Raw genomic sequence first — 19,966 nt, 5'->3', positions numbered from 1 at the left:
CAAGTCAGCGATTACACCGGTGCAGCCGCGCTGCTGAGCAGCCTGCCTCGGGCGGACTGGCTGCTCGCCGACCGAGGCTATGATGCGGATTGGTTCCGCGACGCCCTGAAAGACAAGGGGATCAGGCCCTGCATCCCGGGCCGGAAGTCCCGCGGCAAACCCGTCAAATACGACAAGCGACGCTACAGACGACGCAACCGCATAGAGATCATGTTCGGTAGGTTGAAGGACTGGCGGCGAGTAGCGACACGTTACGATAGATGCCCAAAGGTCTTCCTCTCCGCCGTCGCTCTCGCTGCCACCGTCATGTTCTGGCTGTGACCATCAATGAGTCTGGAGCCTAAAGCCAGGGTAATGCAACAATACCGACCGGATGGCGAAAGACCATGTCGGCATGGGCATGCAGATGGTCGATATAGCTGTGGGTGCCGGTCTTGGGGACCGAGAACATCACCAGCGACTTGCGCCAGAAGATCAGCATGGGCAGGGCCTTTCAGGAATTCGGGGCGGCGTCACGCTGTGACGGATGCCGCCCCGATGCAAGCCCCTGGCGTGCGGGCTGTCAGTCCCCGATCCGCGCCACGGGCGCGTCATGGGCCAGCGTGTCGCCCTCGGCCGCGATGCGGGTCAGGCGGCCCGCGCGATGGGCCTCGATGCGGGTCTCCATCTTCATCGCCTCGATCACGGCGATGACCTGACCCTGCCGGACCTGGGCGCCGTCCTCGACCTGCCAGGCCGACAGGGTGCCCGCGATGGGGGCCGCGACCGTCGCCTCGTCCGCGGGCTGGGTTTCGGCGACGGGGGCGGCGCTGCCCATCCCCGCCAGCAGGGATTGCGGCAGCGCGATCATGTGGCGGCGGCCGTCGATCTCGATCGGCAGGCGCAGCATCACGGGATCGGGGTCGGGCGTGACGCGCGGGGCGGGCGTCAGCGCGGCGTCCAGCCGTTCGGCGAAGTCGGTCTCGATCCAGCGGGTATGGACCGCGAAGCCGCCGTCATCGGCGCGGAACTCGGGCGCCTTCAGAACCTCGCGGTGGAAGGGCAGGACCGAGGCGACGCCCTCGATGCGGAATTCCGCCAGCGCGCGCGCGGCGCGGGCCAGCGCGGTCGCCCGGTCCGGTCCGGTGACGATCAGCTTGGCCATCATCGAATCGAAGGCGCCGGGCACCGTGCCGCCCTGCTCGACGCCGCTGTCCAGCCGAACGCCCATGCCGCCCGGGGCGGCGAAGACCTCGATCGGGCCGGGGGTGGGCAGGAAGCCGCGGGCGGGATCCTCGGCATTGATGCGGAACTCGATCGCGTGGCCGGTGGGGGCGGGAACGTCCTCGTCGGCCAGGCGGCCCCCTTGGGCCACGCGGATCATCGCGCGGACGATGTCGATGCCGGTCGTTTCCTCGGTGACGGGATGTTCGACCTGCAGGCGGGTGTTCACCTCGAGGAACGAGATCGTGCCGGATGCCGACAGCAGGAACTCGACCGTGCCGGCGCCGGAATATCCGGCATGCGCGCAGATCGCGCGGGCCGAGGCGTGGATGCGGTCGCGCTGGTCGTCCGTCAGGAAGGGTGCGGGGGCTTCCTCGACCAGCTTCTGGTTGCGGCGCTGCAGCGAACAGTCGCGCGTGCCCAGCACCTTGACGCGCCCGTGGCGGTCGGCCAGCACCTGCGCCTCGATATGTCGGGGCTTGTCGAGGAACTGCTCGACATAGCATTCGCCGCGGCCGAAGGCGGTGACGGCCTCGCGGGTGGCGCTGTCGAACAACTCCTCGACCTCGTCCAGCGCCCAGGCGACCTTCATGCCGCGACCGCCGCCGCCATGGGCCGCCTTGATCGCCAAGGGCAGGCCGTGTTCCTGCGCGAAGGCCAGCGCCTCGGCACCGCTGCCGACGGGACCGGGGCTGCCCGCGACCAGCGGTGCGCCCACGGCCTCGGCGATCTCGCGGGCGCGGATCTTGTCGCCAAGCGCCTCGATCACGGCGGGATCGGGACCGATCCAGATCAGCCCGGCATCCTGCACGGCACGGGCGAAATCCGCGTTCTCGGACAGGAAGCCATAGCCGGGATGGATCGCCTGCGCGCCCGTGCGCTGGGCGATCGCGATGATCTTGCCCCCATCGAGATAGCTGTCGGCAGGCTTTGACCCGCCAAGCGCATGCGCCTGGTCGGCCAGCCGCACGAAGGGCGCATCGCGGTCCGGGTCGGCATGGACGGCGACGGATTCGATCCCCTCGTCGCGGCAGGCGCGGATGACGCGCAGGGCGATCTCTCCGCGGTTGGCGATCAGGATGCGGGTGATGGGCGAATGCCCCGTGTCAAGAAACAGCGTCATGGGAAGGCTCCAGTGTCAGCGGGGCAAAGGGGGCGCGGGCGACGAAGCGGATGCGTGCGCCGGGCGGGATCTGGGCTGCAAGATCCAGCGCCGAGGGGTCGAGGGTGGCGATGACCGGATAGCCGCCGGTCAGCGGGTGATCGGCAAGGAACAGGACGGGCTGGCCGGAATGGGGGACCTGGATCGCGCCGATGGCGGTGCCTTCGGATGGCAGCTCGGCCCCGTCGCGGGTCAGCGCATCGCCCTGCAGCCGGATCCCCACGCGCGAGGATTGCGGTGTGACCTGCCAGTCCTGGGCCAGGAAGGATTGCACCTGGTCGTCGGTGAACCAGTCCGTGCGCGGCCCCAGGGTGACGGGCAGGGTAACGGTCCGGTCGGACCCCGGCAGGTCGGGCGCGGGTTCGGGCAGTCCCGTCGCGTCGGCGGGCAGGCGGGCGGGCGACAGCGCATCGCCCGCCGTCAGCGGCTCGGGGCCGATATTCGACAGCGTGTCGGTCGCGGCCGATCCCAGCACGGGGGCCACGTCGAACCCGCCCCGCAGCGCGAGGTAGCTGCGCATCCCGCGCGCGGGCGGGGCGATCCGCAGCCGGTCGCCCGCATCCATCGCAAAGGCCGCGCCGGGGGCGATGGGCAGGTCGTTCACATGCGCGGTCGCGGCCCCGGTCAGGGCCAGCGTCAGCGCTTCCTCGGCCAGCAGCACCACCGGCCCCAGGGTGATCTCCAGCACGGCACGGCCACGGGGGTTGCCCACGGCGCGGTTGGCGCGGCGCATCGCGCCCCGGTCCATCGCGCCGGACGCCGTGACGCCCTGCGCGGCCTGACCGCCGCGACCCTCGTCCTGCAACAGGATCGGGAATGCGGTGCGCTCGACCCGCAGACCCTTGGCCGGTGCGGGGGTGGGCATGGCCACCGAATGCAACTTGGCGCGACCTTCGACGAAGCGCACGCGCGTTCCCGGTTGCAGCAGGGCGGGCGGGTCGCGGGTCAGGTCGAACATCGGCAGCTCGGTCCGGCCGATCAGCTGCCAGCCGCCGGGGCTTGCCTGCGGATAGATCCCGCCGAAGCGCCCCGCCAGCGCGACCGAGCCCGCGGGAATGCGCGTGCGCGGCGTCGCGCGGCGCGGCAGGTCGAACCGCGGATCGTCGCAGGTCATGTAGGCGAAACCGGGGGCAAAGCCGCAGAAGGCCGTCTGCCATGTCGCGGCCTGATGGGCGGCGATCACCTCGGAAGTGGTCAGGTCCATGTGGCGGGCCACGTCGTCCAGATCCTCGCCGTCATAGGTGACGGGGATCTCGATCAGGAGGGCGTCGCGCAGGGCAGGGGCGGTGCCCGGTCGCGGGGCGGCCCGCGCGATGCGCCGCGCAAGCGCCGCGTCGGCATGGGTGCCGGGGGCGGTGCGGATCATCAGGGTGCGGGCGGCGGGAATGATCTCGGCCACGCCCGGCACGGGGTCTGCGGCAAGCGCGTCGAACAGCGCCAGCGTGGCGTCCAGATCCGGCAGCTCGACCAGAACCATGCGCGGGCCGATGGGCAGGAAGCGCATGGTCATTTGCCCGCGAAGGGGGCGATGGTCACGCCCTCGGCCAGCAGCAGGTCGCGGATGCGGGCGGCCATGGCGACGGCGCCGGGGCTGTCGCCGTGAACGCAGATGCTGTCGGCCTGCAGGTCCAGCATGCTGCCGTCGATGGCCTGGATGGTGCCCGTGCGCGCAAGATGCAGCATCCGTGCGGCGACAGTCTCGGGGTCGTGCAGCACCGCGCCGGGATCGCGGCGCGACACCAGCGCGCCGTCGGGGGTATAGGCGCGATCCGCGAAGGCCTCGGCCACGGTTGCAAGGCCCGCATCGCAGCCGCGGGCCAGGATCGGCGCCCCGGCCAGCCCCATCAGCACCAGCGACGGATCGACCGCCAGGATCCCCGCGATCACCGCATCGCCCTGCCGCGCATCCGACGCGATGGTGTTGTACAGCGCGCCATGCGGCTTGACATAGGCGACCCGCGTTCCCGCCGCCCGTGCCAGCCCCTGCAGCGCCCCGATCTGATAGATGACATCGGCGGTCAGGTCGTCCGGCGCGACATCCATCGCGCGCCGACCGAAGCCCACCCGGTCGGGATAGCTGACATGCGCCCCCACGGACACGCCGCGTTCGGCGGCCATCCGCAGCACCGCCAGCAGCGATGCCGGGTCGCCCGCGTGAAAGCCGCAGGCGATGTTGGCGCTGCTGACGATGTCCAGCATGGCTGCGTCGTCGCCCATGGACCAGGCGCCATAGCCCTCGCCCAGGTCGCTGTTCAGGTCGATGGTGGTCATGCGGGTCTCCTTGTTCACTGTCCGAGGAAGGCGAAGATGGTGCCGACCGATGCGGCCCCCATATACCAGGTCAGCGCGCAGATGATCGCGCCTGCCAGCAGCAGCGGCCGGTTGTAGCGGTGCCCCCCCATCAGGTCGGACCGCGCGAAGCCGACATAGGTGAAGATGGTCAGGCCGATGGGCAGGATAAGCCCGTTGAAGCCGCCGACAAAGACCAGGATCGCGGCGGGCGCGGTCCCCAAGGACAGGAACACCGCCAGCGAGAAGGCGATGAAGCCGACCGTCGCGCGGCCGCGTGCCGCATCGCCGCGCACGCCCACCACGTCGAGGAAGCTGACCGAGGTATAGGCCGCCCCGATGACCGAGGTGATCGCCGCCGCCCACAGGACCAGGCCGAAGACGCGCAGGCCGATCTCTCCGGCGGCGGCGGCGAAGGCCTGTGCCGCGGGGTTCGCGGCCTGCCCCGACAGGTCCAGCGTGACGCCCGACGCAACGACCCCCAGGATCGCGCAGAACAGCACGAAGCGCATGACCCCGGTGACCGCGATGCCGGTCAGCGCGGCGCGGGTCACTGCGGCAAGGTTCTCGGTCCCGGTCAGGCCCTTGTCCAGCAGGCGATGCGCCCCGGAATAGGTGATGTAGCCGCCGACCGTGCCGCCCACGATGGTCGTGATCGCGGCAAAGTCGATATTGGAGGGGAAGACCGCCTGGCGCAGCGCCTCGCCCACGGGCGGGTTCGATTGCAGCGCGACGAACAGCGTCATCAGGATCATCACGACGCCCAGCCCTACGATCATGCGGTCCAGCAGTAGGCCCGCGCGATGCGACAGGAAGATCGCGATGGCCAGCGCGGCGGTGATCGCGCCGCCGATCTTCGGATCCAGCCCCAGCAGCGCGTTCAGCCCCAGGCCTCCGCCCGCGATGTTGCCGATGTTGAAGGCCAGACCGCCGATCACGACCAGCGCCGACAGCAGGTATCCCGCTCCGGGGATCGCGGCGTTCGCCGTCTGGGACGCGCGCCGGCCCGTCAGCGCGGTGATGCGCCACACGTTCAGCTGCACCACGAAGTCGATGATGATCGAGGCTAGGATCGCGAAGGCGAAGGCCGACCCCATCTGCGCGGTGAAGCTGGCGGTCTGCGTGATGAAGCCCGGCCCCACGGCCGAGGTGGCCATCAGGAAGATGGCGGCAAGGAAGCCGCCCCTGACGGTGGCGTTGGCGGCCGTGGGCGCGCTGGTTGTCATGATGCTCTCCTCTCGTTCCTTGCACGAAGGTTCGATGACGGTGCGGCGATCGGTCAATAAATTTCCGACAAATCGGCGCGGATTGTTGAACAATAAATGTGATCACGCCCCTGTTATGCCCTTTGTTTGGGCAGTTATCGGGCCTGAAGCCCCCGACATTCGGGCGAATCGATGTGACGGCGCTTGTCGCAGGGACGCGTTCGCGCGATGATCCGCCCCTGATGAGCGATACGACGACACCCAGCCTGCCCGAGGAAATCGCGGCCCGACTTCGCGACCGCATCACGGGCGGCATCCTGCGCCCCGGCCAGCACCTGTCCGAGGCCGTGCTGGCCGCCGACATGCAGGTCTCGCGCAACACCCTGCGCGAAGTGTTCCGCCTGCTCACCCGCGAGGGGTTGCTGACGCATCTGCCGAACCGGGGCGTTTCGGTCGCCGTGCCCTCGATGGGGGCGATCCTCGACATCTATCGCGTGCGGCGCCTGATCGAGCTTCCGGCCCTTGCCAATGCGCGCCCGCGCCACCCGGCCATCGCGCGGATGTCCGAGGCGGTGGACGACGCGCGCGCCGCGCGGGAGGCGGGGGACTGGCAGGGGGTCGGCAGCGCCAACATGCAGTTCCATGCGGGCATCGTCGCGCTGACCGACAGCCCGCGGCTGACGGCATTCTTCGCGCAACTGACGGCGGAACTGCGGCTGGCCTTCGGGCTGATCGACGACGCGCAGGAGCTGCACGCCCCCTTCATCGAGACGAACCAGGACCTGCTGCACAGACTGGTGGCGGGCGACACGCAGGGTGCCGCCGAGCATCTGGCATCCTATCTGGACCGGTCCGAACGGCTGGTGCTGGAGGCCTTCGCGCGGATCGAGATGCGCTGATGCGAAGACGCCCGGACGGCGGGTCCGGGCGTTTCGGGATCAGGTGTCGAGGTTCTCGACGTTCAGCGCGTTCTGCTGGATGAATTCGCGGCGCGGTTCGACCACGTCGCCCATCAGCTTGGTGAACAGGTCCTCGGCCTCGGCCACGTCCTCGATGCGAACCTGCAGCATGGTGCGCGCGACCGGGTCCAGCGTGGTTTCCCACAGCTGTTCGGGGTTCATCTCGCCCAGACCCTTGTAGCGTTGCAGCGACAGGCCCTTCTCGCCCTCCATGAAGACCGCCGACAGCAGCCCGAGCGGGCCATAGATCGGCTGGTCGCGATCCTTGCGGACCAGGTGGGCGGGCTTGGAATAGATCTCCTGCAGGGCCTGCGTCATCTCGCCCAGGCGGCGGCTTTCGCCGCTGCGCAGCATCTGGCCGTCCAGCACGCGCGCCTCCTCGACCCCGCGCAGGGTGCGCGTCAGGCGGATGCCGGCGTCCTGGGTCGGGCGACCCTGCCAGCCGCGTTCGTATTCGGCGGCGATCAGGTCCAGCCGGCCCGCGATGGCATCGGCCACGCCCTGCGCGTCGCTGTCCACCCGGCCCTGCACCAGCGCACCGGCGATGGCCGCCTGTTCGGTGATGTGGGGCGGGTAATGCGTGGGATAGGCGCGCAGGATGCGCCGCGCGGTGCGGGCCTCCTCGACCACGCGGGCAAGGTCGTTGCCGGTGATCTGCTGACCGTCGGCAAGGCGCAGGCTGGCCCCGTCGATGCCCTGCTGGATCAGGTAATCCTCCAGCGCGGCCTCGTTCTTCAGATAGACCTCGGACCGGCCGCGGCCGACCTTGTAGAGCGGCGGCTGCGCGATATAGAGATGCCCCGCCTCGATCAGCTCGGGCATCTGGCGGAAGAAGAAGGTCAGAAGCAACGTGCGGATATGCGCGCCGTCCACGTCGGCATCGGTCATGATGACGATCTTGTGGTAGCGCAGCTTCTTAAGGTCGAATTCGTCGCGCCCGATCCCGGTGCCAAGCGCGGTGATCAGCGTGCCGACCGTCTCCGAGGACAGCATCCGGTCGAAGCGGGCGCGTTCCACGTTCAGGATCTTGCCGCGCAGGGGCAGCACGGCCTGGTTCTTGCGCGACCGGCCCTGCTTGGCCGAGCCGCCTGCCGAGTCGCCCTCGACGATGAACAGTTCGGACAGCGAGGGGTCCTTTTCCTGGCAATCGGCCAGCTTGCCGGGCAGCGAGGCCACGTCCATCGCGGTCTTGCGGCGCGTCAGCTCGCGCGCCTTGCGGGCGGCCTCGCGGGCCAGTGCGGCCTCGATGATCTTGCCGACGATCTGCTTGGCGTCGTTGGGGTTCTCCTCGAACCACTCGGCCAGCTTCTCGCCCACCAGCCCTTCGACCGCGGGGCGTACCTCGCTGCTGACCAGCTTGTCCTTGGTCTGGCTGGAGAATTTGGGGTCGGGTACCTTGACCGACAGCACGCAGGTCAGGCCCTCGCGGGCGTCGTCGCCGGTGAAGTCCACCTTTTCCTTGCGGGCGATGCCGCTTTCCTGCGCGTATTTGGTGATGACCCGGGTCAGCGCCCCGCGGAAGCCCGCCATATGCGTGCCGCCGTCGCGCTGCGGGATGTTGTTGGTGAAGGGCAGCACCGTCTCGTGATAGCTGTCGTTCCACCACATCGCGACCTCGACCCCGATGCCGTTCCGCTCGCCGGTCATGAAGATCGGCGTCTCCATCGTGGAGGTCTTGGAACGGTCGAGATACTTCACGAATTCCCGCACGCCGCCGTCGTAGAACAGCTCGGTCCGCAGGGGCTCGGCGGGACGCTCGTCCTCGATGATGATGCGGACGCCGCTGTTGAGGAAGGCCAGTTCCCGCAGGCGGTTCTCGAGCGTCTTGAAGACATAGTCGAGATTGCTGAACGTGCCTTCCGGGTCCGTCGTCTTGGACGAGGCCATGAAGCGCACCTCGGTCCCGGATTCGCCCGGCGCATCGCCCACGACGCGCAGATGCTCGGCGGTCTCGCCCTTCTCGAAGCGGGCGTAATGTTCCTGGCCGTTGCGCCAGATGCGCAGTTCCAGCCAGTCCGACAGCGCGTTCACGACCGACACGCCCACCCCGTGCAGACCGCCCGAGACCTTGTAGCTGTTCTGGTCGAACTTGCCGCCCGCATGCAGCTGGGTCATGATGACCTCGGCCGCGCTGACGCCTTCGGTGGGGTGCATGTCCACCGGGATGCCGCGCCCGTTGTCGCGCACGCTGACGCTGTTGTCGGCATGGATCTTCACCCGGACGAAGTCGGCGTGACCGGCCAGCGCCTCGTCGATGCCGTTGTCCACGACCTCGTAGACCATGTGGTGCAGGCCCGATCCGTCGTCGGTATCGCCGATATACATGCCGGGACGCTTGCGCACGGCCTCGAGGCCCTTGAGAACCTTGATGGAATCGGCGCCATAGCTGGCGGGTTGCGCGGCAGTGTCGTTCATGGATGAAGGTTCCTTGTCGTACTGTCCCGATATATCCCCTCGGGCGGGCAAAGTCACGGCTTTGGCAGGGTTTTTCGGCCCTCGCGGCGGGTTTTCGATCAGTCCGGCCAAGCGGCCTGCGAACGGCTGCCGTCGCGGGTCACGGACAGGGCGCGCGCGCGGGTGCCGAAGGCGTCGAACAGCTCGGGGCCGGTGCCGGTCAGCAGGCTCTGGGCGGGCATGGCGGCGATCCGGTCATAAAGCGCCGCGCGGCGGTCGGCATCCAGATGGGCCGCCACCTCGTCCAGCAGCAGAAGCACCGGCTGGTCGGACAGCGCACGGGCATTGGCAAGGATCAGCGACAGCAGCAGCGCCTTCTGTTCGCCGGTCGAGGACAGCGCGGCGGGCATGTCCTCGGGGCCCCAATACGCGCCCAGATCGGCCCGGTGCGGGCCGGTCAGGCTGCGGCCCGCCGCCATGTCGCGCGGGCGCATCGCGGCCATGCGGTCGGCGATGGATGCGGCATCCGCATCGTCGGCCTGACCCTCGCCGGGCAGCAGCGTCAGGCGCGCGGCGGGAAAGTCGCGCCCGCCTTCCTGCGCCGCAGCGATCCGGTCCAGTGCCGCCAGCCGGTTGCGGGTCAGGGCGGCGCCGGCCTCGGCCATGCGGGCCTCGAGCGCGCGATACCAGCCCGGATCGCCCGCCTGGTCGCGCAGCAGGCGGTTCCGTTCGCGCATCGCCTTGTCATAGCTCAGCGCAAGATCGGCATGGTCGGGCATCAGCGACAGCGTCACGCGGTCGAGGAAGCGCCGCCGCCCCTCGGGGGCCTCGGTCCACAGGCGGTCCATCGCGGGGACCAGCCAGATCACCCGCAGCAGCCGGGCCAGCGCGGTCTGGGGAACCTGCCTGTCGTCGATGGCGACGCTGCGGGACTGGCCGGGGGCGGCCTGCGTCTCGATCAGGTTGTCGGACAGTTCGGCGCGGATGCGCCAGCCCGCATCGACGCCCTTGCGCGCCTGTTCGGGCGCGGGCGCCGCGCGAAAACCGCGCCCCGGCGCCAGCATGGACGCGGCTTCCAGGATGTTGGTCTTGCCCGATCCGTTCGGGCCGAAGATCGCCAGCGGGCGCGCGTCCAGATCAAGATCCAGGCGCGGCCAGGACCGGAACTGCGCCAGCTCGATCCGCCGCAGCGTCACACGCGCATCGGCATGACGACATAGACCGCGCTCTCGTCGCTGCCCTCGCGGATGAGGGCGGCGTCGCCCGATCCGTTGAACATGAACACGGCATTGTCGCGATCGACCTGGCTTGCGATCTCCTGCAGGTATTTCGCGTTGAAGCCGATCTCGAGCGGCTCGTCGCCATAGGCCACGATCAGCTCCTCCTCGGCGGCGCCGGCATCGGGGGCGTTGACCGACAGGATCAGGCGGTCCTGGTCCAGCGCCAGCTTGACGGCGCGCGAACGTTCGCTGCTGACGGTGGCCACGCGGTCCACCGCGCGGGCGAAGTCGGTCGCGTCCACCTCCAGCTTGCGGGCGTTGCTGACGGGGATGACGCGGCTGTAATCGGGGAAGGTCCCGTCGATCACCTTCGAGGTCAGCGTGATGGTCGGCGTGGCGAAGCGGATCTTCGTCTCGCTGACGGATACGGCGATCTCGGCCTCGTCGTCGTCCAGCAGCTTGCGCAGCTCGCCCACGGTCTTGCGCGGGACGATCACGCCCGGCATGTCGGCGGCGCCATCGGGCAGGTCGGCGTCGATGCGGGCCAGGCGGTGGCCGTCGGTCGCCACGCAGCGCAGGCTGCGTCCCTCGGGGCTGTCCGAGACATGCATGTAGACGCCGTTGAGGTAATACCGCGTCTCTTCGGTCGAGATGGCGAATTTCGACTTGTCGAACAGCCGCTTCAGCACGCCCGCGGGGGCGGTGAAGTTCGCGGCGTATTCGCTGGTCGCCATGACCGGGAAATCCTCTCGCGGCAGGGTCGCGAGGTTGAAGCTGGAGCGGCCCGCCTGCACCTGAAGACGTCCCGATTCCGCATCGGCGCTGATCTGCACCAGCGCGCCATCGGGCAGCTTGCGGGCGATCTCGTTCAGCATGACGGCGCTGACGGTGGTGGCGCCGGGGCGCACGACCTGCGCGGGCGCGCGGTCCACGACCTCGGTGTCCAGGTCGGTCGCGCGGAAGCTGACGCCGTCATCCGATGTCTCGATCAGGACGTTGGCAAGGATCGGAATGGTGTTCCGACGCTCGACGACGGATTGGGCCTGTGCGACGGCCTTGACCAGCACGGCACGCTCGATCGAGAATTTCATCAGCTTCCCCTGTCCCATTCGGCCATCGATGCGAAGGCCGGACCCGATGTGTAACGGCCCCCGGCGCATCGCTCAAGACGTTAGATGGATCAGCCTTCCAGCATCCGGCGCAGGACGGCGACGTCCTCGGCCAGGGCGGTGTCGTCGCCCATCAGTTCATCGACCTTGCGGACGCCATGCATGATGGTCGTGTGGTCGCGCCCGCCGAAGCGGCGGCCGATTTCCGGCAGCGAGCGGCTGGTCAGCTGCTTGCACAGGTACATCGCGATCTGGCGCGGGCGGGCGACGTTGCGGGCGCGCTTGGGGCCGATCATGTCGGCGAGGCGGATGTTGTAATGTTCCGCGACCTTGCGCTGGATGTCGTCGATCGAGATCTTGCGGTCGTTGGTGCGCAGGATGTCGGTCAGGCATTCCTGCGCGACCTCCAGCGTGATCTCGCGGCGCAGCAGGCTGGCATGGGCGAAGAGACGCTGCAGCGCGCCTTCCAGCACGCGGACGTTGGTGCTGATGCGGTGGGCCAGGAATTCCAGCACGCCCGCGCCGATCACCAGATCCGGGTGCTGGCGGTGGAAGGCCTCGGTCTTGGATTGCAGGATGCCCAGGCGCAGCTCGTAGGTGGTGGGGTGCAGGTCCACGATCAGGCCGCAGGACAGGCGCGACTTGATGCGTTCCTCCAGACCCTTGATCTCGGCGGGGGCGCGGTCGGCAGAGATGACGATCTGCTTGCCCTGATCGACCAGCGCGTTGAAGGTGTGGAAGAATTCCTCCTGCGTGCTGTCCTTGCCGGCGATGAACTGCACGTCGTCGACCATCAGCATGTTCACGTTGCGGAACATGCTCTTGAAATCCATGATCGAGCTTTCGCGCAGGGCCTGCACGAAGCGGTACATGAACTGTTCGGCCGACAGGTACAGCACCTGCGCGTTCGGATGGCGGACGCCGTATTCATGCGCGATCGCATGCATCAGGTGCGTCTTGCCCAGGCCCACGCCGCCATAGAGGAACAGCGGGTTGAAGCCGACGGGGCCGCCCTCGGCCACGCGACGGGCGGCGGCATGGGCCAGCTCGTTCGGCTTGCCGACGACGAAGTTCGAGAAGGTGTAGCGCGGGTCCAGCGGCGCACCCAGATCGGCACGCGGGGCGATGCGCGTGGTCGGCTGGGCGGGGGCCGGATCGTTGGCGGGAACGGGCTTGGTCGCGGCGCTGCCCACGTCGAAGCGCAGACGCTCGACCGTGGCGCCCTGGCGGTTCAGCACCTCGAGGATCTGGTTGCCGTAATGGCGGTTCACCCAGTCCGAGATGAAGCGCGTGGGGCTGACCAGGCGCGCGGCGCCCTCGTCGATCGAGGTGAGGCGCAGCGGCTTGATCCAGTGATTGTAATTATGCGGCCCCACGCTGCTTTCCAGCTCTGCGCATGCCTGACCCCAGATCTTGTCCATCATCGCCCGTTTCCCGTGCCTGTCCCCGATCCCCGCCGGTTCATCCGGCGGGACAGAATTGTTGCGCGCGCTGTCGGGGTGCGGAACGGACAAAGGATCCCTGACGGTCGAAGCGACCGTTTCAGGGCATTTGCCCGCTAACCTTCAAAGACACAGGACCCGAACCGACCGGTGGCAGCCGACCGATGCGGACCCGAGGGGCGTAAGCAGCGCGAACCGCTTGAACGCCCGGCCGTGCGATGCGTGGAAATCCATGCATCAGGTTCGGCCCGTCCCCCGACAGCGACGTGAATCGCAGGATGGAAATTAGCCCCAGCCCTCGGGCTGCCGCAACCGAACTATGCGCTTGACAGCGAGTTTCCAGATTCGAATCTCGGAGGTCGTTGAGTCTTCGGACAAAAAAGACACACCACTGAAAACATTGAATTTTTTGAAACGGTTATTCTGCGCATGCAAAAGGGGCACATGCGAAACGCATGCACCCCTCTTATCCGTTTCCGGTAGAATCGGCTTGGAATCCGCCGTTGAAACGGCGGTCGCGATCAGGCGTTGATCGCCTTCACGCGCGCTGCCAGGCGCGAGATCTTGCGGGCAGCGGTGTTCTTGTGGACGACGCCCTTCGTGACGCCGCGCATCAGCTCGGATTCGGCGCTCAGCAGGGCTGCGCGTGCGGTCTCGGCATTGCCCGAGGCGATGCCTTCTTCGACCTTGCGCAGGAAGGTGCGGATGCGCGAGCGGCGTGCCTTGTTGACGTCGGTGCGACGCTCGACCTGGCGGGCGCGCTTCTTGGACTGGGCGGTATTGGCCATTGTGGTGGCTCCTTACGGGTCTGTTGCGTTTCGTCGCGCAAAAGACCCAAGGCAACGGCTTTCGGAAAAGCCGTCCTGATTCTTGCCTTAAGCGGGCCCACGCGCATGTAGGACAGGGCCTATAGGACAAAGCGGCCCGGAAGGAAAGCCCCGATCAGCGATCGCGGAACTGAGGCTCTCTTTTTTCGAGGAACGCGGCCATGCCTTCCTTCTGGTCTTCGGTGGCGAACAGCGAATGGAAGGCGCGACGCTCGAACAGCAGGCCCTCCTGCAGCGTCGTCTCGTAGGAGCGGTTGACCGATTCCTTGACGGTGCGGGCGGCGATCATCGACTTCTCGGCGATCTTGCGCGCGGCGGTCATCGCCTCGGAGATCAGCTTGGGGGTCGGGACGACCCGGCTGACCAGGCCCGAACGCTCGGCCTCGGCCGCATCCATGAAGCGACCGGTCAGGTTCATGTCCATGGCCTTGGCCTTGCCCACGAAGCGGGTCAGGCGCTGCGTGCCGCCGATGCCGGCGCAGACGCCCAGGTTGATCTCGGGCTGGCCGAACTTGGCGTTCTCGGCGCAGATGATGAAGTCGCAGACCATCGCCAGCTCGCAGCCGCCGCCCAGGGCATAGCCGCTGACCGCCGCGATCAGCGGCTTGCGGACGCGGGTGATCTGTTCGATCTGCGCGCCGAACAGGTCCTCGTCGCTGACATCGACGAAGCTCTTGTCGGACATCTCCTTGATGTCGGCGCCTGCGGCGAATGCCTTCTCGCTGCCGGTCAGGACGATGCAGCGCACCTTGTCGTTGCGGTCGGCCTCGGTCAGGGCCGAGGACAGCTCTTCCAGAAGCGTGGCGTTCAGCGCGTTCAGCGCCTCGGGACGGTTCAGCCGGATCAGGGCGATCTCGTCCTCGATCTCCACGATGATGGTTTCGTAAGCCATGGTGCCTTTGGACCCCTTGCCGTTTTGCACTGCGTGCGAGTCCTAGCAGCACTTGGCGCGGAAATCCAAGCGTTCAGCGCTGGCAGGACGCGCACCAGAAGCTGGACCGGCCCGATTGCACGATCCGGCGCACGGTTCCCGCGCAGCCTGCGCGCAGGCAGGGCTGTCCCTCGCGGTCATAGACGCGGAAGCTGTGCTGGAAATAGCCCAGCTCTCCGGTGGCCTGGCGGTGGTCGCGCAGGGACGATCCCCCGGCCTCGATCGCGTCGGCCAGCACGTCGCGCACATGTCCGACAAGATCGGCGATGCGCGCCCGCCCGATCCGGCCCGCCGCGCGGCGCGGGTCGATCCCCGCCCGGAACAGCGATTCGCTGACATAGATGTTGCCCAGCCCCGCCACGATGCGCTGATCCAGCAGCGCCTGCTTGACCGGCACGCGCCGCCCCGCGAAGGCCGCGGCCAGGTGGTCGGCGGTGAAGCCCGGATCCAGCGGCTCGGGGCCCAAATGGTCCAGCAGCGGGTGGCTCTGGCCCGGACGGATCAGGTCCACCATGCCGAAGCGCCGCGCGTCGTTGAAGGTGATGGTCGTCCCCGTCTCCATTCGCAGGACCACGTGATCGTGGCGGGCATAGACGGCGGGGTCGCGGTGGAACTCGCCCTGGCTGGCGCCCTCGATCAGCATGCGGCCGGACATGCCCAGGTGCCACAGGACGGTGCCCCGGTCGCCGATGTCGGTCAGCAGGTATTTCGACCGGCGCCGCAGGCCCGTGACGCGCGCGCCCGTCATCACCTGCCGCAGGTCGGGCGGCAGCGGCCAGCGCAGGTCCGGGCGGCGGATATCGGCATCCGCGATGCGCAGCCCCTCCATGTGCGGCTGAAGGCCGCGCCTGACGGTTTCGACTTCCGGCAGTTCTGGCAATCCATTCCCTTTCGTCGCATTGTGCCCGCGGCGGGCCGGGATTATCTGGCGTCTGAACGGACAAACGGCAAGCGGCATGACACACGGCAAGCAGACACATTTCGGTTTCCAGACGGTCGACGAGGACGCGAAGGCGGGCATGGTCCACGGCGTCTTCTCCAGCGTGGCGTCCCGCTATGACCTGATGAACGACCTGATGAGCGCGGGCATCCACCGCCTGTGGAAGACCGCGCTGATGGACTGGCTTGCGCCCCGCGACGGGCAGCACCTGCTGGACGTGGCGGGCGGCACGGGCGACGTGGCCTTCCGCTTCCTGGAACGTGCGCCCGGCGCGCGCGTCACCGTCTGCGACATGACCGAATCCATGCTGGTCGAGGGTCAGAAGCGCGCCGAGGCCGTCGAGCGCGCCGACCGGCTGGCCTGGGTCACCGGCGACGCGATGAAGCTGCCCTTCGCCGACAACAGCTTCGACCGCTACACGATCAGCTTCGGCATCCGCAACGTCACCCGCATCCCCGACGCGCTGGCCGAGGCATACCGCGTCCTGCGCCCCGGCGGGCGGATCGTCGTGCTGGAATTCAACCAGATCCCGGTGCCCGCCGCGCAATGGGCCTATGACCGCTACAGCTTCAACGTGATCCCCGCGATGGGGCAGGCGGTGACGGGCGATCGCGACAGCTATCAGTACCTGGTCGAATCGATCCGCAAGTTCCCCGACCAGGAGACCTTCGCGCGGATGATCGGCGATGCGGGCTTCGGTCGGGTCCAGTATCGCAACCTGTCGATGGGCATCGCCGCGCTGCATTCGGGCTGGAAGATCTGAGCCCATGCGCGGCCCCCTGAACATCCTGCGGCTGATCCGCACGGGCGCGACCTTCGAACGGACCGGCGCGATGGCCGCCGTGCTGGACGCGGTCGATGCACCGATCCGGCTGCGCATGGCGGCGCGTGTCATGGGCTGGCCCTTCCGCTGGCTGGGCTACAAGGGCGATCCGAACCTGCCGCCGATCACGCGGGCGATCACCGCGCTTGGTCCGGCCTACATCAAGTTCGGCCAGATCCTGTCCACGCGCGCCGATGTCGTGGGGCCCGAACTGGCCGGCCAGCTGCGGATGCTGCAGGACCGCCTGCCGCCCTTCGACACCGCCACCGCCCGCAAGGTCATCGAGGCCGAGCTGCGCGCCCCCGTGGACGAACTGTTCAGCGAGTTTTCCGAGCCCGTGGCCGCGGCCTCCATCGCGCAGGTGCACCGTGCCCGCATCCGCGAAACCGGCCGCGAGGTCGCCGTCAAGGTCGTCCGCCCCGGCATCGGCCCCGCCTTCAAGCGCGACATCGACGCCTTCCATTTCGGCGCCCGCATGATCGAGATCATCGCCCCGTCGTCGCGCAGGTTGCGCCCGCGCGACGTGGTGCGCCATTTCGAACAGACCGTCACCGCCGAACAGGACCTGCGGCTGGAAGCCGCCGCCGCATCCGAATTCGCCGAGAACACGACCGAGGATGCGGGCTTCCAGGTGCCGCGCCCCGACTGGGGCCTGTCCGCCCGCCGGGTCATGAGCGCGGACTGGGCCGAGGGTCTGCCCATGGGCGACCGCGACGCGCTGATCGCCGCGGGCCACGATGTCACCGACATCGCGCGCCGGGTCATCCAGCTGTTCCTGTCCCACGCCCTGCGCGACGGTTTCTTCCATGCCGACATGCATCACGGCAACCTCAAGGTTGCGGCGAATGGCGACGTGATCGCCTATGACTTCGGGATCATGGGCGAGATCGACGAATATACCCGCCGCGTCTATGCCCAGATCCTCTACGGCTTCATCCAGCGCGACTATCGCCGCGTGGCGCGCGTGCATTTCGAAGCCGGTTACGTCCCCCGCGACCGCGACGAGGCCGCATTCGCCCGCGCCCTTCGCGCCGTGGGAGAGCCGATCTTCGGCGCCGATGCCAGCCGCATCAGCATGGCGAATCTGCTGTCCTATCTGTTCGAGGTGACCGAGCGTTTCGGCATGCCCACCCGGACCGAGCTGATCCTGCTGCAGCGCACCATGGTCGTGGTCGAGGGTGTCGCCCGGTCGCTGGACCCGCAGCTGAACATCTGGGATGCCGCCAAGCCGGTCGTGTCGGATTACATCAAGAAAAGCATCGGTCCCAAGGCCGTGGCCCATGATTTGGGCGAGGTCGCGCAGACCGTCGCCCGCTTCGGCCCGCTGTTGCCGCGCATGGTCGAACAGGCCCTGTGGGAACGCGCCCACCCCGAAGAGGCCCGCCTGACGGTCGTGGCGCCCCGCCCGGCGCTGCCGATCTGGCTGGTGACCGTGCTGGCCCTGGCCGCGGGCACGGGAATCGGGCTGGCCCTGGCCGGCTGAAACCGTCTCTCGTCTTACCGATGTAACAAGCTTGTGGAATAAGCGCGCAGGCCGCTCAGCGGATCGGTCATGCCGATGCGATCGGCCTGCGCGTGAACCGTCCGTGGGCGCCCTCCATCGCCCCCGGGCGGTGTTCCGTCATCGTGCATCCCCCTTGGGGGCGTCGATGGAAGGCCAGCTTAGGCACCTGAAATCCAAAATCAAGAGGGTCGTACAAAATCCCGTGAAGCGCGCCGCGATGCACGCTTGACGCGAGGCATGTGCGCGGGCTGAATGAAGGCCTGGGGCCGGTGGTCCCGCGATGGCAGGGGGTGCGCGATGGACGAACCGGCATGGCCTTCGGGGAACCGTATCGAAAGCGGTTTCGAAACGCTTGGGCGGAATGCCGCAACGTCGCCGCCCGCAGCCTGCAGCATGCTTCTGGCAGGACGATCCGGAAATCGCTGGAATCGCCGGAACGGGTGCAGGAATCGCCCGCGCTGCACGGGTCCGGCAGCTTCCGGAAGCGTTTGACATTCCGACCTGTTCTGCCCGAAGCTTCGCCCCAATACCCGCCCGGCAAGGGGCGGCATCGACAGTCAGGGAGGACGAGTTGAAACAGAAGATCATGACGACCGCGGCAGCCATGGCGCTGCTGGCGGGAACCGCGCAGGCGCAGCTGGTGATCGAGCCGGGCAGCGACGACCGCATCGACTGGGCCAGCCTCGAGGAGTTCAAGGCCGCGCATACCGGCCTCGAGGGGGAAAGCTTCGACATCCTCGGCCCCTGGCTGGGCGGCGACCAGGAGCTGTTCAGCTCGGTCATCGCCTATTTCAACGAGGCCACCGGCGCGAATGCCAGCTATTCCGGGTCCGACAGCTTCGAGCAGCAGATCGTGATCGACAGCGAGGCAGGCTCGCCGCCCGATGTCGCCGTCTTCCCGCAGCCGGGGCTTGCGTCGGACCTGGCCAAGCGCGGCTATCTCCAGCCGCTGGGCGACGAGACCCGCCAGTGGCTGGTCGACAATTATGCCGCCGGCGAAAGCTGGGCGAAGCTTGGCACCTATGCCGGGCAGGACGGGACCGAGCAGCTGTTCGCCTTCCCCTACAAGGCCGACGTGAAGTCGCTGGTCTGGTACGTCCCCGAGAATTTCGAGGATTTCGGCTATGACGTGCCCGAGACCTACGAGGATCTGAAGGCCCTGACCGAGCAGATGGTCGAGGATGGCGAGACGCCGTGGTGCATCGGCCTGGGATCGGGCGGCGCGACCGGCTGGCCCGCGACCGACTGGGTCGAGGACCTGATGCTGCGCACCGCCACCCCCGAGGATTACGACGCCTGGACCACGAACGGGATGCCGTTCAACGATCCCAAGGTCGTCGCCGCCATCGAGGAATTCGGCTGGTTCGCCAAGAACGAGGACTTCGTCGCGGGCGGCGTGGGTGCCGTTCCGGTGACCGATTTCCGCGAGAGCCCCGCCGGTCTCTTCGACAGCCCTCCGGGCTGCTACATGCACCGCCAGGCCAGCTTCATCCCGACCTTCTTCCCCGAGGGCACGATGATCGGCGAGGATGCGGACTTCTTCTACATGCCCGCCCCCGAATCGGGCGAGTTCGGCCAGCCCGTGCTGGGCGGCGGCACCATGTTCGCCGTCATGAGCGACAACCCCGCCGCCATGGCCTTCGTCGAGTTCCTGAAGACCCCCGCCGCACACGAGATCTGGATGGCGCAGAAGGGCTTCGTCACGCCGCATTCGGGCGCCAATCCCGACGCCTATGGCGACGAGACGCTGAAGCGCATGGGCCAGATCCTGCTGGATGCGACGGTCTTCCGCTTCGACGGGTCGGACCTGATGCCGGGCGCCATCGGCGCGGGAGCCTTCTGGACCGGCATGGTCGATTTCGTCGGCGGCGATTCCGCGCAGGACGTTGCCGACCGCATCCAGGAGACCTGGGCCTCGCTGGACTGATCCGGCCTTGAAACGGGGCATGGCGATCGCG

Annotated in this window: 16 protein-coding genes and 1 pseudogene; 5 read left to right on the top strand and 12 right to left on the bottom strand. The window is 68.2% G+C overall.

All coding sequences use genetic code 11. The annotated features are described in order from the left end of the window. Positions 1 to 321: pseudogene (locus F804_RS0107435) on the top strand (IS5-like element ISPze1 family transposase); the annotation flags it as partial. 19 nt (positions 322 to 340) lie between these two features. Here F804_RS0107435 and F804_RS17345 read toward each other — a convergent pair. From F804_RS17345 to F804_RS0107410, 5 genes are all read right to left on the bottom strand, one after another. After that, complete coding sequence (locus F804_RS17345; protein ID WP_022707119.1) at positions 341 to 481, bottom strand: hypothetical protein; 141 nt, start codon at positions 479 to 481, stop codon at positions 341 to 343. A gap of 81 nt (positions 482 to 562) precedes the next feature. Then, on the bottom strand, positions 563 to 2,326 hold the full coding sequence (locus F804_RS0107425) for an acetyl/propionyl/methylcrotonyl-CoA carboxylase subunit alpha (RefSeq protein ID WP_022707118.1): 1,764 nt from the start codon (positions 2,324 to 2,326) through the stop codon (positions 563 to 565). Beyond that, positions 2,310 to 3,875 (bottom strand): 5-oxoprolinase subunit B/C family protein, encoded by a 1,566-nt coding sequence (locus F804_RS0107420; RefSeq protein ID WP_022707117.1) that lies wholly within the window; start codon positions 3,873 to 3,875, stop codon positions 2,310 to 2,312. Before F804_RS0107420 ends, F804_RS0107425 begins: the two co-directional genes overlap by 17 nt. After that, positions 3,872 to 4,636, bottom strand: coding sequence for a LamB/YcsF family protein (locus tag F804_RS0107415; protein WP_022707116.1), 765 nt, complete (start codon positions 4,634 to 4,636; stop codon positions 3,872 to 3,874). Before F804_RS0107415 ends, F804_RS0107420 begins: the two co-directional genes overlap by 4 nt. 14 nt (positions 4,637 to 4,650) lie before the next feature. Further along, positions 4,651 to 5,880: an NRAMP family divalent metal transporter gene (locus tag F804_RS0107410; protein ID WP_022707115.1), complete on the bottom strand. Its 1,230-nt coding sequence runs from the start codon at positions 5,878 to 5,880 to the stop codon at positions 4,651 to 4,653. A gap of 221 nt (positions 5,881 to 6,101) precedes the next feature. Between F804_RS0107410 and F804_RS0107405 the strand changes: the two genes are divergently transcribed. Continuing rightward, positions 6,102 to 6,758, top strand: coding sequence for a GntR family transcriptional regulator (locus tag F804_RS0107405; RefSeq protein WP_022707114.1), 657 nt, complete (start codon positions 6,102 to 6,104; stop codon positions 6,756 to 6,758). 39 nt (positions 6,759 to 6,797) lie between these two features. Here F804_RS0107405 and gyrB read toward each other — a convergent pair whose 3' ends face one another. From gyrB to mutM, 7 genes are all read right to left on the bottom strand, one after another. Beyond that, positions 6,798 to 9,233 (bottom strand): DNA topoisomerase (ATP-hydrolyzing) subunit B, encoded by a 2,436-nt coding sequence (gyrB, locus tag F804_RS0107400; protein ID WP_022707113.1) that lies wholly within the window; start codon positions 9,231 to 9,233, stop codon positions 6,798 to 6,800. A gap of 98 nt (positions 9,234 to 9,331) precedes the next feature. Next, positions 9,332 to 10,408 (bottom strand): DNA replication/repair protein RecF, encoded by a 1,077-nt coding sequence (recF, locus tag F804_RS0107395; RefSeq protein ID WP_022707112.1) that lies wholly within the window; start codon positions 10,406 to 10,408, stop codon positions 9,332 to 9,334. Next, on the bottom strand, positions 10,405 to 11,523 hold the full coding sequence (gene dnaN, locus F804_RS0107390; RefSeq protein ID WP_028725748.1) for a DNA polymerase III subunit beta: 1,119 nt from the start codon (positions 11,521 to 11,523) through the stop codon (positions 10,405 to 10,407). Before dnaN ends, recF begins: the two co-directional genes overlap by 4 nt. Before the next feature lie 89 nt (positions 11,524 to 11,612). Next, entirely contained in the window at positions 11,613 to 12,965 is a 1,353-nt protein-coding gene (gene dnaA, locus F804_RS0107385) for a chromosomal replication initiator protein DnaA (RefSeq protein ID WP_022707110.1), read from the bottom strand. A gap of 539 nt (positions 12,966 to 13,504) precedes the next feature. Then, the gene (rpsT, locus tag F804_RS0107380; protein WP_022707109.1) at positions 13,505 to 13,771 is read right to left on the bottom strand and encodes a 30S ribosomal protein S20; all 267 of its coding nucleotides are present in this window, start codon (positions 13,769 to 13,771) and stop codon (positions 13,505 to 13,507) included. 154 nt (positions 13,772 to 13,925) lie between these two features. Then, positions 13,926 to 14,702, bottom strand: coding sequence for an enoyl-CoA hydratase (locus F804_RS0107375; protein ID WP_022707108.1), 777 nt, complete (start codon positions 14,700 to 14,702; stop codon positions 13,926 to 13,928). Positions 14,703 to 14,775: 73 nt separating this feature from the next. Next, on the bottom strand, positions 14,776 to 15,621 hold the full coding sequence (mutM, locus tag F804_RS0107370; protein WP_022707107.1) for a bifunctional DNA-formamidopyrimidine glycosylase/DNA-(apurinic or apyrimidinic site) lyase: 846 nt from the start codon (positions 15,619 to 15,621) through the stop codon (positions 14,776 to 14,778). 76 nt (positions 15,622 to 15,697) lie between these two features. Here mutM and ubiE point away from each other — a divergent pair, with 76 nt between their 5' ends. From ubiE to F804_RS0107355, 3 genes are all read left to right on the top strand, one after another. Further along, on the top strand, positions 15,698 to 16,444 hold the full coding sequence (gene ubiE, locus F804_RS0107365) for a bifunctional demethylmenaquinone methyltransferase/2-methoxy-6-polyprenyl-1,4-benzoquinol methylase UbiE (RefSeq protein ID WP_022707106.1): 747 nt from the start codon (positions 15,698 to 15,700) through the stop codon (positions 16,442 to 16,444). A 4-nt stretch (positions 16,445 to 16,448) separates the two neighbouring features. After that, entirely contained in the window at positions 16,449 to 17,987 is a 1,539-nt protein-coding gene (gene ubiB / locus F804_RS0107360; protein WP_022707105.1) for a 2-polyprenylphenol 6-hydroxylase, read from the top strand. A gap of 592 nt (positions 17,988 to 18,579) precedes the next feature. Then, complete coding sequence (locus tag F804_RS0107355) at positions 18,580 to 19,935, top strand: ABC transporter substrate-binding protein (RefSeq protein WP_022707104.1); 1,356 nt, start codon at positions 18,580 to 18,582, stop codon at positions 19,933 to 19,935. Positions 19,936 to 19,966 lie beyond the last annotated feature (31 nt).

The organism is Paracoccus zeaxanthinifaciens ATCC 21588 (assembly GCF_000420145.1).
GTDB lineage: Bacteria > Pseudomonadota > Alphaproteobacteria > Rhodobacterales > Rhodobacteraceae > Paracoccus > Paracoccus zeaxanthinifaciens.
Note: the sequence above shows the minus strand (reverse complement) of the source record. Positions and strands in the feature narration are given on the sequence as shown.

Coding starts and splice junctions, on each gene's coding strand:
- F804_RS0107405 (WP_022707114.1), top strand. CDS start 6,102: ATGAGCGATACGACGACACCCAGCCTGCCCGAGGAAATCGCGGCCCGA.
- F804_RS0107375 (WP_022707108.1), bottom strand. CDS start 14,702: ATGGCTTACGAAACCATCATCGTGGAGATCGAGGACGAGATCGCCCTG.
- F804_RS0107415 (WP_022707116.1), bottom strand. CDS start 4,636: ATGACCACCATCGACCTGAACAGCGACCTGGGCGAGGGCTATGGCGCC.
- F804_RS0107420 (WP_022707117.1), bottom strand. CDS start 3,875: ATGACCATGCGCTTCCTGCCCATCGGCCCGCGCATGGTTCTGGTCGAG.
- dnaN (WP_028725748.1), bottom strand. CDS start 11,523: ATGAAATTCTCGATCGAGCGTGCCGTGCTGGTCAAGGCCGTCGCACAG.
- F804_RS0107410 (WP_022707115.1), bottom strand. CDS start 5,880: ATGACAACCAGCGCGCCCACGGCCGCCAACGCCACCGTCAGGGGCGGC.
- F804_RS0107425 (WP_022707118.1), bottom strand. CDS start 2,326: ATGACGCTGTTTCTTGACACGGGGCATTCGCCCATCACCCGCATCCTG.
- F804_RS17345 (WP_022707119.1), bottom strand. CDS start 481: ATGCTGATCTTCTGGCGCAAGTCGCTGGTGATGTTCTCGGTCCCCAAG.
- rpsT (WP_022707109.1), bottom strand. CDS start 13,771: ATGGCCAATACCGCCCAGTCCAAGAAGCGCGCCCGCCAGGTCGAGCGT.
- ubiB (WP_022707105.1), top strand. CDS start 16,449: ATGCGCGGCCCCCTGAACATCCTGCGGCTGATCCGCACGGGCGCGACC.
- dnaA (WP_022707110.1), bottom strand. CDS start 12,965: ATGATGGACAAGATCTGGGGTCAGGCATGCGCAGAGCTGGAAAGCAGC.
- gyrB (WP_022707113.1), bottom strand. CDS start 9,233: ATGAACGACACTGCCGCGCAACCCGCCAGCTATGGCGCCGATTCCATC.
- ubiE (WP_022707106.1), top strand. CDS start 15,698: ATGACACACGGCAAGCAGACACATTTCGGTTTCCAGACGGTCGACGAG.